The 16,623-nt window shown below is 57.1% G+C and carries 14 protein-coding genes and 1 pseudogene; 3 read left to right on the forward strand and 12 right to left on the reverse strand.

Going from position 1 to position 16,623, the window contains the following annotated elements:
* The first annotated feature begins 15 nt into the window (after positions 1-15).
* Positions 16-1,755, forward strand: coding sequence for an ABC transporter ATP-binding protein (locus KQI26_RS08875; protein WP_216504141.1), 1,740 nt, complete (start codon positions 16-18; stop codon positions 1,753-1,755).
* A complete protein-coding gene (locus KQI26_RS08880; RefSeq protein ID WP_253292766.1) occupies positions 1,752-3,965 on the forward strand; it encodes an ABC transporter ATP-binding protein in 2,214 nt (737 codons plus the stop codon). Before KQI26_RS08875 ends, KQI26_RS08880 begins: the two co-directional genes overlap by 4 nt.
* Positions 3,966-3,997: 32 nt before the next feature.
* On the opposite strand, the gene KQI26_RS08885 is transcribed toward KQI26_RS08880, so the two are convergent.
* On the reverse strand, positions 3,998-4,210 hold the full coding sequence (locus KQI26_RS08885; protein ID WP_371744114.1) for a helix-turn-helix domain-containing protein: 213 nt from the start codon (positions 4,208-4,210) through the stop codon (positions 3,998-4,000).
* 278 nt (positions 4,211-4,488) lie between these two features.
* Here KQI26_RS08885 and KQI26_RS08890 point away from each other — a divergent pair, with 278 nt between their 5' ends.
* Positions 4,489-5,064: a hypothetical protein gene (locus tag KQI26_RS08890; RefSeq protein WP_216504142.1), complete on the forward strand. Its 576-nt coding sequence runs from the start codon at positions 4,489-4,491 to the stop codon at positions 5,062-5,064.
* 90 nt (positions 5,065-5,154) lie between these two features.
* Here KQI26_RS08890 and pyrE read toward each other — a convergent pair whose 3' ends face one another.
* The 11 genes and pseudogenes from pyrE to thiD form a co-directional block, all read right to left on the reverse strand.
* Entirely contained in the window at positions 5,155-5,796 is a 642-nt protein-coding gene (gene pyrE / locus KQI26_RS08895) for an orotate phosphoribosyltransferase (protein ID WP_371744115.1), read from the reverse strand.
* Between the two features lie 12 nt (positions 5,797-5,808).
* Positions 5,809-6,516 carry an orotidine-5'-phosphate decarboxylase gene (gene pyrF / locus KQI26_RS08900; RefSeq protein ID WP_118427465.1) on the reverse strand — a complete coding sequence of 236 codons (708 nt, stop codon included), beginning with the start codon at positions 6,514-6,516 and terminating at the stop codon, positions 5,809-5,811.
* On the reverse strand, positions 6,513-7,427 hold the full coding sequence (locus KQI26_RS08905) for a dihydroorotate dehydrogenase (protein WP_216504143.1): 915 nt from the start codon (positions 7,425-7,427) through the stop codon (positions 6,513-6,515). The genes pyrF and KQI26_RS08905 overlap by 4 nt, the downstream gene beginning before the upstream one ends.
* Positions 7,427-8,155, reverse strand: a complete 729-nt coding sequence (locus KQI26_RS08910) for a dihydroorotate dehydrogenase electron transfer subunit (protein ID WP_216504144.1) — start codon at positions 8,153-8,155, stop codon at positions 7,427-7,429. Before KQI26_RS08910 ends, KQI26_RS08905 begins: the two co-directional genes overlap by 1 nt.
* Entirely contained in the window at positions 8,152-11,343 is a 3,192-nt protein-coding gene (gene carB / locus KQI26_RS08915; protein WP_216504145.1) for a carbamoyl-phosphate synthase large subunit, read from the reverse strand. The genes KQI26_RS08910 and carB overlap by 4 nt, the downstream gene beginning before the upstream one ends.
* Positions 11,336-12,451, reverse strand: a complete 1,116-nt coding sequence (gene carA, locus KQI26_RS08920) for a glutamine-hydrolyzing carbamoyl-phosphate synthase small subunit (protein WP_216504146.1) — start codon at positions 12,449-12,451, stop codon at positions 11,336-11,338. Before carA ends, carB begins: the two co-directional genes overlap by 8 nt.
* 67 nt (positions 12,452-12,518) lie before the next feature.
* Positions 12,519-13,394: an aspartate carbamoyltransferase catalytic subunit gene (locus KQI26_RS08925; protein ID WP_118747127.1), complete on the reverse strand. Its 876-nt coding sequence runs from the start codon at positions 13,392-13,394 to the stop codon at positions 12,519-12,521.
* Between the two features lie 202 nt (positions 13,395-13,596).
* Positions 13,597-13,827, reverse strand: a pseudogene (locus tag KQI26_RS08930) (DUF1653 domain-containing protein).
* Complete coding sequence (locus KQI26_RS08935) at positions 13,824-14,729, reverse strand: radical SAM protein (RefSeq protein ID WP_118747128.1); 906 nt, start codon at positions 14,727-14,729, stop codon at positions 13,824-13,826. Before KQI26_RS08935 ends, KQI26_RS08930 begins: the two are co-directional and overlap by 4 nt.
* A 376-nt stretch (positions 14,730-15,105) precedes the next feature.
* Positions 15,106-15,780 (reverse strand): TENA/THI-4 family protein, encoded by a 675-nt coding sequence (locus KQI26_RS08940; protein ID WP_216504147.1) that lies wholly within the window; start codon positions 15,778-15,780, stop codon positions 15,106-15,108.
* Entirely contained in the window at positions 15,777-16,574 is a 798-nt protein-coding gene (thiD, locus tag KQI26_RS08945) for a bifunctional hydroxymethylpyrimidine kinase/phosphomethylpyrimidine kinase (RefSeq protein WP_216504148.1), read from the reverse strand. The genes KQI26_RS08940 and thiD overlap by 4 nt, the downstream gene beginning before the upstream one ends.
* Between the last annotated feature and the right edge of the window lie 49 nt (positions 16,575-16,623).

The raw sequence follows: 16,623 nt of genomic DNA on the forward strand, positions 1-16,623 counted from the left end.
TTCTGGAGGAATACCATGCTCAAACTATTGACACATTTAAAACGCTATGCCGGCTGGATGCTGCCGGCCTTCGCCCTGCTCTTCGGCCAGGCCATGGCCGAGCTGGCCCTGCCCGATTATATGTCCTCTCTGGTTTCCCAGGGTGTGGCCGTGGGCGATATGGGCTATGTGCTGCAAAAGGGCGCTGTCATGCTGCTCATCGCCCTGGCCAGCGCCGTATGCGCCATTCTGGTGGGCCTGCTGGCCGCCCGCATCGGCTCGGGGGTGGCCCGGGACCTGCGAGGGCAGGTCTTCGACAAGGTCACTTCCTTTTCCAATCCGGAATTTGACCGTTTTTCGGTTTCTTCCCTCATCACCCGCTCCACCAACGACATTACCCAGATCCAGATGTTCTGCACCGTGATGATCCGTCTGGTGTTCTATGCTCCCATCATGGGCGTGGGCGGCATTCTGCGGGCCCAGGCCAAAAGCAGCAATATGCCCGGCATGACGGCCACCATCGCTGTGAGTATCCTGGTGATGCTCTTTTTGATCGGCACCCTGATGGCCATCGTCATCCCCCGATTCAAAAAGGCCCAGAAGCTGCTGGATCGGCTGAATCTGGTATCCCGGGAGCGGCTCAGCGGCCTGCTGGTCATCCGGGCCTTTGGCACCGAGGGCTATGAAGAAGAGCGCTTTGACAACGCCAACCAGGACCTGACAAAAAACCACCTCTTCGTCAACCGCACCATCTCCCTGATGATGCCTGTGATGACCATGGTGATGAACGGCGTCTCCCTGGCCGTGGTGTGGATCGCCTCTCTCACCGCCTCCAACATCGCCGATGTGGGCAATATGATGGCCTTTATGCAGTATGCCATCCAGATCATCATGAGCTTTATGATGATCGCTCTGGTCTTTGTCATTCTGCCCCGGGCCTCGGTGTCGGCCAACCGGATCTGTGAGATCCTGGAAAGCCCGGTGGACATCAAAAACCCGGAGAAACCCCAGGTGCTGGATCTTCACAAACCCTGCCCTGTCACATTCGACCATGTGTCCTTCCGTTATCCCGGCGCGCCGGGAGATGTGCTGACCGACATCTCCTTTACCGCAAACCCCGGTGAGATCACCGCCTTCATCGGCAGCACCGGCTCGGGCAAAACCACGCTCATCAGCCTGATTCCCCGGCTGTACGATGTGAGCGAAGGCAAGGTGACCATCGGCGGCACCGATGTACGGAATCTGAACCTCCATCACCTCCACGAGCTGATCTCCTTCGTTCCTCAGACGGGTGTGCTCTTCAGCGGCACCATCCAAAGCAACATCCGCTATGGCGCCCCGGACATTTCCCAGGAGCAGGTGGAAAAGGCGGCCGCCGTGGCCCAGGCCACTGAATTCATCCAGGAAAAACCCAAGGGTTATGAAGACCCGGTGGCCCAGGGAGGCTCCAATGTGTCCGGCGGCCAGAAACAGCGGCTGTCCATCGCCCGGGCCCTGGCCAAACAGGCCCCGGTGCTGATTTTCGACGACAGCTTTTCCGCCCTGGATTTCAAGACCGATGCCGCTTTGCGCCGGGCCCTGGCCCAGGAGACCAAGGGACGCACTACTCTCATCGTGGCCCAACGAGTGAGCACCATTATGAATGCCGACCAGATCATCGTGCTGGAAGACGGGAAGATCGTGGGCAAGGGCACCCACAAAGAGCTGCTCAAAACCTGCAAGGTCTATGAAGAAATCGCCCGTTCCCAGCTTTCCGAGGAGGAGATCGCTCAATGAACCAGAACCAAACATCCCGCCCGCCCATGGGTGGCGGGCCTATGGGCCACGGTCCCCGGGGCATGATGATCCCCGGCGGCAAAGCCCGGGATTTCAAAGGCACTTTGCAAAAAACCATCCGCTTCATGCGTTCCAGTGTGCCGGTGATCCTGCTGGCCTTCTTGCTGGCCATCGGCAGCGTCATCCTCACGCTGAACATCCCCAAGGTACTGGGCAATGCCACCGACGAAATCATGGTGGGGTTGATGAAGCGCAATGTCTATGACACCATCATGGACACCCAAAAGGCCATGGAAAAAATGAGGAAAGCCCTGGCCGACATTCCTCCCCAGCAAATGGCCGCCCTGGCTCAGGACGAAAACGCTACCCTGGGCACTCTGATGGAGCAGGGCCTCCTGCCCGAAGATGCTCTGGATGGCCTGGACAAAAATCTGCGCCAGACCCTCTCGGCCCTTCCCCTTTCCCAGCTGAGCCAAATGGGCCAAAGCGGGCAGGCCCAGTCCTTTGAAACCATCGGTGACTACCTTTCCTCCATGGAAAACGGTCAGTCCATCATCGAAAACATCCCGCCTCAATACCAGGACGAACTTCTGGAAACCAGTCTCCAAAGCCGCCCCGGCATCGACCAGGAGGCTGTGGGACACATCATCATGGTGCTCATTGTGCTGATTTTGCTGGGGGCCATTCTGGGCTATCTGCAAAACTTTCTAATGAGCGGCGTAGCCCAGAAGGTCTCCTACCAGCTGCGGGATCAGATCAACAAAAAAATGAACCGCCTGCCCTTGTCCTTTTATGACAAGACCACCCACGGCGAAACCCTCAGTCTGATCTCCAACGATGTGGACACCGTCTCCACCACCCTGAACCAGAGCCTGACCCAGATGATCACCGCCATCACCACCCTTCTGGGTGTCCTTGTGATGATGTTCTCCATCAGCGGATGGATGACCCTGACCAGCCTGATCACCCTGCCTCTGTCCTTCCTCATCATCTCCCTGGTGGTTCGCCGCAGCCAGCGGCACTTCCGGACCCAGCAGGAATACCTGGGCCATGTGAACGGCCACATCGAAGAGATGTACAGCGGCCACAATGTGGTGCGGCTGTTCAACGGGGAAGAACGCAGCCGGGAAACCTTCCACCAGATGAACAAAAAGCTCTATGCAGCCGGCTGGCGCAGCCAGTTCCTGTCCGGCCTGATGCAGCCGGTGCTCAGCTTTGTGAGCAATCTGGGCTATGTGGCCGTGTGCGTACTGGGCGGTTATCTCACCATCCATGGCCGGATCACCATCGGCGATATCCAGTCCTTTATTCAATATGTGCGCCGGTTCAATCAACCGGTGATGCAGTCGGCTCAGATCATGAACACCCTCCAGTCCACTGTGGCCGCAGCCGAGCGGGTCTTCACCTTCCTGGAGCAGCCGGAAGAAGCCGACGACGGCAAAGCCAAGCTGCCGGCCGAAGGCGTGCGGGGCGATGTGACCTTTGACCATGTGGATTTCGGTTACACCCCGGAAAAGACCATCATCCACGATTTTTCCACCCATGTGAAAGACGGTCAGCGCATCGCCATCGTCGGCCCCACCGGTGCCGGCAAGACCACCATCGTCAAACTGCTGATGCACTTCTATGAACTGAACTCCGGCCGCATCCTGCTGGACGGGGTGGACATCAAGGATCTGCCTCGCGGCGTTCTGCGCAGTCAGATCGGCATGGTTCTCCAGGATACCTGGCTCTTCAATGGCACCATCCGGGACAATATCCGCTATGGCCGTCTGGATGCCACCGATGAAGAGGTGGAGAAGGCTGCCCGCATGGCTTGCGCCGACCACTTTATCCGCACCCTGCCAAGAGGCTATGACTTTGTGCTCAATGAGGAAGCCAGCAATGTGTCCCACGGCCAGAAACAGCTTTTGACCATTGCCCGGGCCATTCTGGCCGACCCTGCGGTGCTGATTCTGGACGAAGCCACCTCCTCGGTGGATACCCGCACCGAGGTACTCATTCAGCAGGCCATGAACCGGCTGATGCAGGGCCGCACCAGCTTCATCATTGCCCACCGCCTGTCCACCATCCGGGATGCCGACCGCATTCTGGTGCTGCGGGAAGGGGACATTGTGGAGCAGGGCACCCACGAAGAGCTGCTGGAAAAAGGCGGCTTCTATGCAAACCTGTATAACAGCCAGTTTGAACCCACCGGAGAAGCAGTATAACAAAAAAGCAGGAGCCAAAGGCTCCTGCTTTTTTAGTCCTCTTCTTTGATGTATTCCATAACATCTTCCACCCGACAGTCCAAAATCCGGCAAAACATCTCAATGGTATGGGTGCTTACGCTTTCATTTCGCTTCAGTCTGGTGATTTGTCCCGGACTGCTGTGATACCGCTTAATCAATGCATATTGAGAAATTTCTTTTTTCTTCAGCGTTACCCACAAACGATTATAGGAAATCATACCCATTCAAGCCTTCCTTTCTGCTTGAATGTTAACCAAATTTGGTGTGTAATCATATTGACCAATATCGGTTATCGTTCCCTTTTCACCTCCGGCTACTCCCCATATGAGATATCATTGACTTTGTATTTTTTATGTTATCCTATTGATAATCAATCTTTCAGAAAGGAGCCGATCTCAATGAAACAGCTTTCACGCCTTGCTGCCCTGACTCTGTCCCTTGTGCTTCTGCCTCCTGCGCAGCCACTCCGGAGGAGCAGAAAACAAATAAAAAAGAAGAAGATGTGACAGTATATGCCTATCCCGATGTGTCCCTGTCTTCCTCTCTGCGCACCATGACGGAAAAAGCAGATGTCGTGGTTTTGGGTAGTTACAAAAAGGCGCTGGACGCCGAAAAGGGCGATTCTCCCAATGCGGATTCCCAAAAACGGGATTGCTCCTTCCAGGTAAAGCAAGTGCTGAAAGGAGAAGATGTGCCCAAGACCATCACGGTGAGCAAAGAGTATTCCATCCGGATGACCTACCAGGCCGAAGGGCAGGACATCCCCTACCAGATGCCGGTCTATACCTTCACAGAACCGCAAATGGGAGAAACCTATCTGCTTTTCCTGAAAGAAGGTCAGAAAACCTACTCCCTCAGCAGCGAACCAGGCGAAGTGCGGAAGGACGGAAAGGAAGCCTGCCTTTCCTCCCATTTCTTCAGTGAAGACCCGGGAACCCTCCCCACCCTCACCGCCCAGGCCGAAACCGACAGCACAGTTTACCATATCGCCGTCCAATCCGGTGACGAACAGAAAAAGGATTTTCTCTCCGGTATGGACTGGGAGGAAGTGGTGGAGGAAGTCCAGTCTCTGGCCTGATCCGCTCCCAACGCCATAAAAATGCCTTGTAAAAAAGCCCTGCGGAATGATTCCGCAGGGCTTTTTCGATATTCTGGCTGCATTTTGTTTTTACAGATCCATCCAACCGCTGTCAGAGGGATTTTTCTGGAAAGCTTGCAGCTTCTTCACATCTTCTGCCTTGATGTAGTCCTGCTCCACAGCCACTTCCACCAGTGCATCGTAATTGGAAAGGGACACATTTTTCACCTGGGCCTCCTGCATCCGGTCGATGCCCTTCTGCAGACCATAGGTGAAGATGGAGGCAATACCCAGAACTTCGGCGCCCACTTCCCGCAGCACATTGACCACTTCGATGACAGAGCCGCCGGTGGAGATCAGATCTTCCACCACAACCACTTTCTGGCCCTTTTCCACCTTGCCTTCGATCTGGTTGTTCCGACCATGGTCCTTGGCGCTGGAGCGCACATAGCACATGGGCAGACCCAGAATGTCGGCCACCAGAGCGGCGTGGGCAATGCCGGCGGTGCTGGTGCCCGCCACCACTTCGCAGTCGGGATAGTACTTGCGGATGTTCTCTGCCAGACCCTGCTCCACCTGATTCCGGATATGGGGATAGGACAGAGTCAGCCGGTTATCGCAGTAAATGGGGGATTTGATGCCGCTGGCCCAGGTAAAGGGCTCCTGAGGACGCAGGAACACGGCCTTGATCTCCAGCAGGCAGGACGCGATCTTCTTTTCCATGTTTTCCATGATATTTCCTCCTTATTCTCCCAAAAAGTCCCGCAGCACCCGGCGATAGGCTTCCACCGGGTCCTGTGCCTTAGTGATGGGACGGCCCACCACGATATAGTCGGTGCCGATCTCCCGGGCCTTCTGGGGTGTGGTGATCCGGGACTGGTCTCCCACATCGCCGTCAGGATACCGGATGCCCGGGGTGACGGTGCGGAAGGATGTGCCGCAGGCCTTCTTTACAATGCCCGCTTCCAGGGGAGAGCAGACCACGCCGTCCAGACCGGCCTGCTGAGTATTCCGGGCATAGTGAGCCACTGTCTCTTCAATGGTGTTGGGGATGAGCAGTTCTTTCTGCATCCGCTCCTGAGAGGTGCTGGTCAGCTGGGTGACAGCGATGAGCATGGGCACTTCTCCCTGTGCTCCCTCGGCCAGGCCCTCTTTGGCGGCCCGCATCATGTCGATGGTACCGGCGGCGTGCACATTGGTCATGTTGACTCCCAGCTTGGCCAGGTTGCGCATGGCCTTATTGACGGTGTTGGGGATATCATGGAGCTTCAGATCCAGGAACACATCGTGGCCCATGGCTTTCAGCTTGCGGACAATGTCCGGCCCTTCGCCATAGAACAGCTCCATGCCGATTTTCACAAAGGGCTTTTCCTCCTTGAACTGGCTGAGGAAATCAAGCGCATCCTGTCCGGTGGGGAAATCGCAGGCGATGATCACATCATGTTTTTTCATTTCTGAGCCCTCCCTATGATCTCTTCCAAAGTTTCAATACCGTATTCGTCCATCTTCCGGGGCAGTTCCTCAATGATCCGGGGGCAGGCCCAGGGGTCCACCAGGTTCTGGGCGCCCACCTGCACGGCCGAAGCACCGGCGGAAAGGAATTCCAGCACATCGTCGGCATTCTGGATGCCGCCCACGCCGATCACCGGCACATCCACCGCCTGGCACACCTGATAGACCATCCGCAGGGCCACCGGCTTGATGGCCGGGCCGGAGAAGCCCGCCATCTTGGTGGAGACGATGGGCTTTCCTGTGCGGGGATCGATTCGCATGCCAAACAGGGTGTTGATGAGCACCAGTCCATCGGCCCCTGCTTCCACCACCGCTTTGGCGATGGCCACAATGTCGGTGACATTGGGAGACAGCTTCATATAAACCGGCTTTGTGGTCACTTCTTTCACTGCCCGGCAGACGGTGGCCGCCGCCTGGGGATCGGTGCCAAAGGCCATGCCCCCGTGCTTCACATTGGGGCAGCTGATGTTGATCTCCAGAATGCCCATATCCTCTTCCTTGTCAAAAAGGGCGGCGGTATAGGCATAGTCCTCCACCGAAAAGCCAGAAATGTTGGCGATGGCCTTCTTGTGATAGACCTGCCGCAGCTTGGGCAGCTCTTCTTCGATCACTTTATGCGCCCCGGGATTCTGCAAACCGATGGCATTGAGCAGGCCCATTTCGCACTCGGCGATACGGGGTGTGGGGTTGCCGAAACGGGGATCTTTGGTGGTGCCCTTCAGGCTCATGGAGCCCAGAAGATCCAGATCATAATATTTGGCAAACTCATAGCCGAAGCCAAAAGTGCCGCTGGCGGGGATGATGGGGTTATCCAGCTCCCAATCTCCCAGTTTCACAGTCAGTCTGCTCATTAAAATTTCACCTCGCTGCTATCCATCACCGGGCCGTCCACACAAATGCGCTTGTTGCCCGCCAGAGTTTCGCAGCTGCAGCCCATGCAGGCGCCGAAGCCGCAGCCCATCCGCTCCTCAAAAGAGAGCTGGCCCGGTCTTCCGCAGGCATGCACCGCCCGAAGCATGGGCATGGGGCCGCAGGCGAAATAATAATCATAGGACAGGTTTTCCATCACATGGGTGACAAATCCCTTTGTCCCCAGGCTGCCGTCCTCGGTGGCCACCTCTACCGGGCAGCCAAGGGCCTTGAACTTTTCCACATAAAAGGCCTGGTTCTTGTTGCCGAAGCCCAGAACGGCGGTGACTTTTTTCCCTTCATATACCATGCGCCGGGCCAGGCCGTAGAGGGGGGGAACCCCCACCCCTCCGCCGATGAGCAGACTGTGCTCCCCGGCTTTTTTCATATCAAAGCCATTGCCCAGGCCGCAGAGAAGATCCAGCCCTTTCCTCGGCTTCATCCCGGCCAGCTGCTGTGTGCCCTTGCCCACCACTTTGTAGATCAGAGTGAGGGTGGCGTCGTCCCAATCGCAGATGCTGATGGGGCGGCGCAGATACAGCCCCTCCAGCTTGATGTTGACGAACTGCCCGGGATTTTCCGCAAAGCTCAGATCTCCCTGGAGCACCATTTCATAGGTGTCCTGAGCGATGCGCCGGTTGCTGACGATCTCATACATACCGTTTGTCATTTGCTTTCCCCTTCGCTGTCGATGGTGGAGACGCCCACGGTGATCTCTTCCAGCACATCCAGCAGCACGCTGACGGTGTCCAGAGAGGTGAACATGGTCACATTGTTCTCCACAGCGCTGCGGCGGATGGCAAAGCCATCGGTGTTGGCCATTTCATTGGGTCCCAGGGTGTTGATCACATAGGTCACATGACCGGCCCGCAGGGAATCCAGAATCTCCTCGCTGCCTTCGCTGATCTTTTTCCGGCTGCGGGTGCGGATGCCGTGCTCCTTGAGGAACTGAGCTGTGCCCCGGGTGGCTTCGATATTAAAGCCCAGGTTGTAGAACCGGCGCACCAGGGGCAGCGCACGCTCTTTGTCGTGGTCGGCGATGGTGAAGAACACCGTGCCGTAGTTGGCCACCCGCATATTGGCGGCTTTCAGAGCCTTGTACAGTGCCCGGTTCAGGCTGTTGTCATAGCCGATGGCTTCGCCGGTGGACTTCATCTCGGGAGACAGGTACACATCGGCGCCGCGCAGCTTGCTGAAGCTGAACACCGGTGCCTTGACATACCACCGGTTCTTCCGGGGAGCTTCACCGGTCTCATAGCCCTGCTCTTTCAGGCTCTGGCCCAGCATGACCTTTGTAGCGATCTTTGGCAGAGGAATACCGGTGGCCTTGGAGAGGAAGGGCACGGTACGGGAGGAGCGGGGGTTGACCTCAATGACATGGACGGTCTCGTCCTCGCTGACGATAAACTGGATGTTGAACAGACCCTGGATGCCGATGCCCCGGCCCAGGCGGATGGTATAGTCCAGAATGGCCTTGCGGGCCTTTTCACCCACAGAGAAGGTGGGATAGACGCTGAAGGAGTCGCCGGAATGAACGCCGGTGTGCTCCACATGCTCCATGATGCCGGGGATGAGTACGGTCTCACCGTCGCAGATGGCGTCCACTTCCAGCTCCTTGCCGGAAATGTATTTGTCCACCAGCACGGGATGCTCTTCGCTGGCCACCACGGCTTCGGCCAGATACCGGCGCAGCTGCTCGTCGTCCCGGACGATCTGCATGGCCCGGCCGCCCAGCACATAGGAAGGACGCACCAGCACAGGATAACCGATCTCGTTGGCCACCCGGATGCCGTCCTCAATGCGGGTCACCGCCTCACCGGCCGGCTGGGGAATGTTCAGCTCGTGCATCAGCTTTTCAAAGCTGTCACGGTTTTCCGCCTTGTCGATGGCTTCCACACCGGTGCCGATGATCTTGACGCCCAGCTTGTGGAGCCGCTCGGCCAGGTTGATGGCGGTCTGGCCGCCCAGGGATACCACAACGCCCATGGGGTTTTCCAGATGGATCAGGTTCATCACATCTTCCACGCACAAGGGCTCAAAATACAGCTTATCGCTGACGGTGTAGTCGGTGGACACGGTCTCCGGGTTGTTGTTGATGATAATGGCCTCATATCCGGCTTCCCGGATGGCCCAGATGGCGTGCACAGTGGAATAGTCGAATTCCACGCCCTGGCCGATACGGATGGGGCCGCTGCCCAGCACCAGCACCGAGGGCTTGTCGGTGACGATGGACTCGTTCTCCTCCTCGTAGGTGGAGTAGAAATAGGGCACATAGGCGGCAAACTCACCGGCGCAGGTGTCGATGGTCTTGTATACCGGCCAGATGTTGTGCTCCTGGCGCAGCTTGAGCACTTCCAGCTCGTCCATGCCCCACAGCTTGCCCAGGAAGGCATCGGAGAAGCCCAGACGCTTGGCCTCTTTCAGCACCTCGGCATCTCCCGGATTTTCCTTGCACACCGTCTCATATTCCACGATGTTGCGGATGGCGTCGATGAAGAAGTAGTCGATCTTGGTCTGCTGGCAGATCATCATCAGATCCACATTCCGGCGCACCAACTCGGCAATGGCATAGAGGCGCTCGTCGGTGGGGGTGGCAATCTCCTGCAGCAGCTCGTCCACGGTGAAGTGGTCGAATTTTTCCTTCCACACATGGTTGACGCCGGCTTCCAGAGAGCGCACCGCTTTCAGCAGGCTTTCTTCCATGGTGCGGCCGATGGCCATGACTTCGCCGGTGGCCTTCATCTGAGTGGTCAGCAGCTTGGAAGCCTTGTCGAACTTATCGAAGGGGAAGCGGGCCACTTTGCAGACGATGTAGTCCAGAGAGGGCTCAAAGCTGGCGGGAACGCTGCCCAGGTTGATCTCGTCCAGGGCCATGCCCACGGCGATCTTGGCAGACACCTTGGCGATGGGGAAGCCGCTGGCCTTGGAAGCCAGAGCGGAAGAACGGGACACACGAGGATTGACTTCGATAACATAATAGCGGAAGGAATAGGGATCCAGAGCAAACTGCACATTGCAGCCGCCTTCGATGCCCAGCTCCCGGATGATCCGCAGCGCGGCATCCCGGAGCATATGGTATTCCTTTCCGGTCAGGGTCTGAGCGGGGGCCACCACCATGCTGTCGCCGGTGTGGACGCCCACGGGGTCGATGTTCTCCATGGAGCAGATGGCAATGGCGGTGTCGTTCTTGTCCCGCATCACCTCAAACTCGATTTCTTTATAGCCCTTGATGGACTTTTCCACCAGTACCTGGCCCACCGGGGACAGATGCAGGGCGCTTTCGGCCAGGTTCAGCAGTTCTTCCTCGTTGTCGCAAAAACCGCCGCCGGTGCCGCCCAGGGTAAAAGCCGGACGGAGCACGATGGGATAGCCGATCTTTTCCGCCTCTTCCTTGGCCTGCTCCACCGAATGGGCGATGTAGCTTTCCAGCACAGGCTCGCCGATGCGCACGCACAGGTCTTTGAACTTCTCCCGGTCCTCCGCCTGATCGATGGAATCAAAGGGAGTGCCCAGGATCTCCACGCCGCACTCATCCAGCACGCCCTTCTGAGCCAGCTGCATGGCCAGGTTCAGGCCGGTCTGGCCGCCCAGGGTGGGGATAATGGCATCGGGCCGCTCCATACGGATGATCCGGGCCACATATTCCAGATTCAGGGGTTCCATATACACCTTGTCGGCGATGTTGGTATCGGTCATGATGGTGGCCGGGTTGGAGTTGACCAGAATGACCTTGTAGCCCTCTTCCTTCAGGGCCAGGCAAGCCTGGGTGCCCGAGTAATCGAATTCCGCCGCCTGTCCGATGACGATGGGGCCGGAACCAATCACCAAGATCTTATTGATATCGGTGCGTTTAGGCATTGTTGCTTCCTCCCTCTTTGGCGTTGTCCATCATGGTGATAAAGGTGTCGTATACATAAGCGCAGTCATCGGCACCGGGGTCGTTTTCCGGATAATGCTGCACACCAATCACCCGGCTCTTTTCCTCCATGATGCCTTCCACAGTGTCATCCAGCAGATGGCGGTGGGTCACCTTCAAACCGGTGTTCTCCAGGCTCTTTTCGCAGATGGCAAAGCTGTGGCTCTGGGAAGTGATCTCCCGCTTGTCTCCATAGATGGTCTTGACAGGCACATTGCCGCCGTTGTGACCATGCTTCATCTTATAGGTATCGCCGCCGGTGGCCAGGGCGATGATCTGGCAGCCCAGTCCCACGCCGAAGATGGGCATCTGGCCCCACATCTCCTTCACCAGAGCAATAACTCCCTCACATTCCTTGGGATCGCCCGGGCCGCTGGAGAGGAACAGGCCGTCGGGCTTGAGAGCCTTCAGCTCTTCCGCTGTAATATCCTGGGGCACGATGGTCACATTGCAGCCCCGCTTGTTCAGGCAGCGGATGCTGCTCTGGCGGATGCCGCAGTCCACCGCCGCCACATTGTAGCGGAAATTGGCCGTACGGCTGTAACGGATCTTCTTGCCGCCCACCTTTTTGGCCAGGCCCTCTTCGGGAGCGGACTGACGAATGAGCTCCATGGCCTTCTCCAGGCTGGTATCCTTGTCGGTGAGCAGCACCTTCATGCTGCCCTCGTCCCGGAGCATCCGGCCGATGGCCCGGGTGTCCACACCCTGGATGCCGGGGATGTCGTTTTCCACCATCACTTCTTCCAGCGTTTTGGTATAGCGGAAGTTGGAGGGGCGGTCGTTATAGCGGCGGACAATCAGGCATCCGGCGTAGCAGGCCCGGGACTCATAGTCCTCGTCGGCCATGCCGTAGCTGCCGATCACCGGATAGGTCATCACCAGAGCTTCCCCGGCGCAGGCCGGATCGCTGAGAATCTCCTGATAGCCGATCATGGCGGTGTCAAAGCTGCAATGGTACAGAGCTTCCCGCGGGCTGCCGAAGCCTGCGCCCAGAAACTCACGCCCGTTTTCAAAAACCAACTTGCGGTCAAAGCGTTGGGGTTTTTCCATCTGTGTTTCCTCCCTGTATCTGTCTTCCCACAATGGTGAGTTATTTCTTCTCTGTTCTGCCCGGCGTTTAATCCCACAGGGCCCGCTTGATGGCGGCCATGCGGACAAACACGCCGTTGTTCACCTGCTTGAAGATGCGGGAGCGGCTGCATTCCACCACTTCATCGGCGATCTCCACGCCCCGGTTGAAGGGAGCAGGGTGCATGATGATGGCCCCATCCTTCATCCAGCTGAGCTTTTGCTTGTCCATGCCGTAGCGCCGGTGGTATTCTTCCACCGAAAGGTGCATCTTCTCTTTGTGGCGTTCGTGCTGCACCCGAAGGAGCATCACTACATCGCTTTCCCGCACCGCCTCTTCAAAAGGCTTATAATTGAGGGCGGTCTCCATATATTCCTCCGGGCCGCTGGTGCACACTTCCATGCCCAGCCGTCCCATCACCTCGAAGTTGGTGTGGGCCACCCGGCTGTGGGACACATCCCCGATGATGGCCACTTTCAGCCCTTCAAAATGGCCGAATTCCTGGCGGATGGTGAGCAGATCCAGCAAAGACTGGGTAGGATGGTTGCCGGTGCCGTCGCCGCCGTTCAAAATCTTGGCATTCACATGGCCCAGCAGCTGGTTATAGTACTCATTTTCCACATGGCGGATGACCAGCAGATCGGGGCCGAAGCTGTCGAATGTTTTGACGGTGTCATAGAAGCTCTCGTTCTTCTGCAAAGAGGAGCCAGCCGGATTAAAAGAAACGACCCGTAGACCCAGTTTCACTTCAGCTACATTGAAGCTGTACTGGGTACGGGTCGAGGGTTCAAAAAACAAATTGGCGGCAATGCGTCCTTCCAGGCCGCGAAAGACTTCTCCATCGTGAAAGGCCTGGGCCTGATCCAGGATGGAAACGATTTCGGACACATCCAGGCTTTTCAGTTCCAGCAAATTCTTTCCCATAAAAACCTCCTATTCTGCGGCGGCTGACCGAAAGAAAAGCCCCCAGTCAACTGAAGGCTTTGCGTGCAGACGAAATTCTTTTTATTCCGGCTTCCGCGCCGCACCGCGACAGATGCCTAAAATTTCTTATATTATATCGGATCTGCTTCCCCATTGCAAGGATTTTCGTCATATTTTTTATTTTTTCCAGAAACAGGAGTTTTTATTCCCCGATATAGGTGAATCGTTTCTGCTTTTTTCCATCCCGCTCCACTTCTTCCAGCCACATGGAAAGAGGACGAATCCACAGTTTCCCTTCCCCTTACAAGGGGCGGTACACCACATATTCTTCCTCTGTTTCCGAATGGATGGCCACCCCATACACTTGATATTCTCCACCTTTGAAATGGCGCCAGCGCCCCAAGGGCAGCTTTTCCTGTGTTTCCCCGTTCACGACAGCACTCCTCCTTCTCCGCTTCCAGGCCCCACCGGCAGCTCTTCGTCCACCAACAGCTGGTGGATGGCCTGCAACAGTCCTTCTTTCCCATCGGGAAGATGGGCCGCCAGGGTGTATTGATTGAGGGCGGTGGTATCCATATAAAAACAGTCCTTCACTTCCAGGCACTGAACCAGCAGCCGCTCCTCCCGCAGCATCTGCCAAGGGGTCATGGCTTCAAAAAGGCCCTGGCTGGCCTGCCGGTACAGCTGTGTTCCCGGGAACAGTTTCAGCGCCAGCACCCAGATGTTCCGGGGATGGATCTGATTATACAGCCGGGCGGTTTCGATGGCGTGGCTCTTCCACATCTGTTTGCCACCCAGCCCCAGAATGGAGGTGACCAGATACTGGATACCGGCCTCGTCCAGTTTGCGGAAGGCCCGCAGCAGATCAGCTGCCGTCTCCCCCTTGTTCGCCATGAGCAGCACGGTATCGCTGCCCGATTCCACGCCCACATGGAGATCCCGCAGCCCCATCTGGCGCAGCGTGCGCAGATCCTCCGGGGATTTGCGCAGGATATCGTCGGCCCGGGCATACATACTGATCTCGCTGACCCAGGGGAGATAGTGGTGGATATAACCGAAGATATGCAGCAGATCGGAGGTGGAGCGGCAGAAGGGATTCTGTCCCAGCAGAAACACCCGGTTCCCTTCCACCTTCAGTTCTCCCAGAATCTCCGCCGCCCGGCGCACTTCTTCCAGGGGCAGAAGCTCAAAATGATCCCGTGTGAAATCGCAGAAGGCGCATTTGTGCCAGCTGCATCCCAGCTGCACTTCCAGCAGGATGCTTTTTTCCTCCTGCAGCGGACGATAGACTGTACCGCCCCGGTAAATGGAGGCCAGTTTTTCCTCTCTGGTCATGGCATATCCTCCTTCTATTGTACTGATTTTATCATACCATAGCCTCGCCTTTTTCACAAGAGCGCAAAAGAAAAACGGGCCTGCAAAAGCAGGCCCGCCCAGACTGTCGAAAAACCTATATAACGAAAAGGGTCGTCCGCCCTACCCCTATAAATCCGCAAAAAGCCGCGACCTGTGCGTGGCTTTTTGCACTTCTCAAGGGCGGGGCGCCCCGCTGGTCCGGTGGCCGGACGGCCATACTTTCTTTGCCTTTCTGCATCGGACCTGCCCAGCGCGGGAGCGCAGTATGGGAGCGGAGGCACTCCGCCAGCCCCTTGCAAAAACTCGAAAACGGATATAGAACGGGAGCGGCAGCTCGCCGCCGGGCCCGCTATCATTACACATCTTCTCTTGGATTCTGGCTCATTTCCCAGAACTTCTGCTCATGCACCGAGCAATCCCAGAACAGCTTGCGGCAGGTTTCCCACCGCTCCTCCGGCAGCTCTTTGCAGACCTTCTCTGCAAACTCCATCCACTGACGACAGCTTTCCTCGTATTTTTCCCCAGCGTAATCCCGCACAAATGGGCCATAGACGGTGTCCAGCACCCCGGGATTGCGCTCCACCATTTTACGGAAAATATAGCCATAGCTGAGCATGCAGGGCAGACTGGCCATCAGACATTCCGCCGCCCCTTCTCCATCCCGGGCCCCTTCGATCATCCGGTCCACATAGGCCCGGTTTTCCGGCCGCAGGGGCAGATGCTGGATACTTTCATCGGTGAGGCCGTATTTCTTCAGATACTGGCGGCGGGTGGCCCCTTCCCCTTCGTTGACAAAGGACAGAAGAGAGTAATAGGCCCGGATCTCCGCCATATCCTGGGCGTGGAGCATCCCCCAGGCAAAGGCCTTGGAATATTCCCGCAAATACAGACTGTCGTCCACAATATACCCCTTGAAGCAATCCTCCGGCAAAGTGCCCTGGGCAATTCCCCGAAGGAAGGGGGTATCCAGGCATTGATCCCACAGGGGCGTGTTTTCTTCCAAACAGACTTTCAGCAGATCCCGCTTCATTTCACAAACTCCCCTTTCAGTTCGAAGAGATGGTCCAGCGGGCCGCTTCCCGCTCCCAGATCCAACATGGCAGCCAGCGCCCCGGAAATATAGGCCTTGGCCCGCTCCACCGCAGCAGGCAGGTCATAGCCTTTGGCCAGGTTTGCGGCAATGGCGCTGGACAAAGTGCAGCCAGTACCGTGGGTGTTGGGGTTTTCAATCCGCTGGCCCCGCATCCAGGTGCCCTTTCCATTCTGCCAGAGGTAATCGTCGGCGGTGCTCACCTGATGGCCGCCTTTGCACAAAACAGCGCATCCATATTTTTCCCCGATGCGCTGGGCGGCCTGCTCCATTTCCTCCGGGCAGGTGACGGCCATATCGGCCAGCACCTGGGCTTCCGGAATGTTGGGGGTGCACACGGTGCACAAAGGCAGCAGTTCTTCTTTCAGAGCGGCCACCGCATCCTCTGCAAGCAGCCGGGAGCCGCTGGTGGAGACCATCACCGGGTCCACCACAATGTTTTTTGCCTGATGCCGCCGCAGAACCTTGCCGATAACGGCGATCAGAGCAGAAGAGGAAACCATGCCGGTTTTGACAGCGTCGGGGAAGATGTCGGTAAACACCCGCTCCAGCTGCTCTTCCAAAAATTCCGGGGTTGCTTCCATAATGCCGTAAACGCCGGTAGTATTCTGGGCCGTCAGGGCGGTGATGGCGCTCATGGCGTAAACGCCATTGGCCGTCATGGTCTTGATATCGGCCTGGATCCCGGCGCCTCCGCTGGAATCGCTTCCAGCGATCGTCAATGCTGTTTTCATGTTCTTTCTCCTTTTTGCATTGAAGTTTTATTAAGCGACGGGAAGTGGT

Source organism: Intestinimonas sp. MSJ-38 (assembly GCF_018917925.1).
Classification (GTDB): Bacteria; Bacillota; Clostridia; order Oscillospirales; family Butyricicoccaceae; genus Pseudobutyricicoccus.

What these genes read in the sequence shown, in the direction of transcription:
- KQI26_RS08875 (WP_216504141.1), top strand. Translation starts at nt 16, where the DNA reads ATGCTCAAACTATTGACACATTTAAAACGCTATGCCGGCTGGATGCTG.
- KQI26_RS08880 (WP_253292766.1), top strand. Translation starts at nt 1,752, where the DNA reads ATGAACCAGAACCAAACATCCCGCCCGCCCATGGGTGGCGGGCCTATG.
- KQI26_RS08885 (WP_371744114.1), bottom strand. Translation starts at nt 4,210, where the DNA reads ATGGGTATGATTTCCTATAATCGTTTGTGGGTAACGCTGAAGAAAAAA.
- pyrE (WP_371744115.1), bottom strand. Translation starts at nt 5,796, where the DNA reads ATGGAAAACATGGAAAAGAAGATCGCGTCCTGCCTGCTGGAGATCAAG.
- pyrF (WP_118427465.1), bottom strand. Translation starts at nt 6,516, where the DNA reads ATGAAAAAACATGATGTGATCATCGCCTGCGATTTCCCCACCGGACAG.
- KQI26_RS08905 (WP_216504143.1), bottom strand. Translation starts at nt 7,427, where the DNA reads ATGAGCAGACTGACTGTGAAACTGGGAGATTGGGAGCTGGATAACCCC.
- KQI26_RS08910 (WP_216504144.1), bottom strand. Translation starts at nt 8,155, where the DNA reads ATGACAAACGGTATGTATGAGATCGTCAGCAACCGGCGCATCGCTCAG.
- carB (WP_216504145.1), bottom strand. Translation starts at nt 11,343, where the DNA reads ATGCCTAAACGCACCGATATCAATAAGATCTTGGTGATTGGTTCCGGC.
- carA (WP_216504146.1), bottom strand. Translation starts at nt 12,451, where the DNA reads ATGGAAAAACCCCAACGCTTTGACCGCAAGTTGGTTTTTGAAAACGGG.
- KQI26_RS08925 (WP_118747127.1), bottom strand. Translation starts at nt 13,394, where the DNA reads ATGGGAAAGAATTTGCTGGAACTGAAAAGCCTGGATGTGTCCGAAATC.
- KQI26_RS08935 (WP_118747128.1), bottom strand. Translation starts at nt 14,729, where the DNA reads ATGACCAGAGAGGAAAAACTGGCCTCCATTTACCGGGGCGGTACAGTC.
- KQI26_RS08940 (WP_216504147.1), bottom strand. Translation starts at nt 15,780, where the DNA reads ATGAAGCGGGATCTGCTGAAAGTCTGTTTGGAAGAAAACACGCCCCTG.
- thiD (WP_216504148.1), bottom strand. Translation starts at nt 16,574, where the DNA reads ATGAAAACAGCATTGACGATCGCTGGAAGCGATTCCAGCGGAGGCGCC.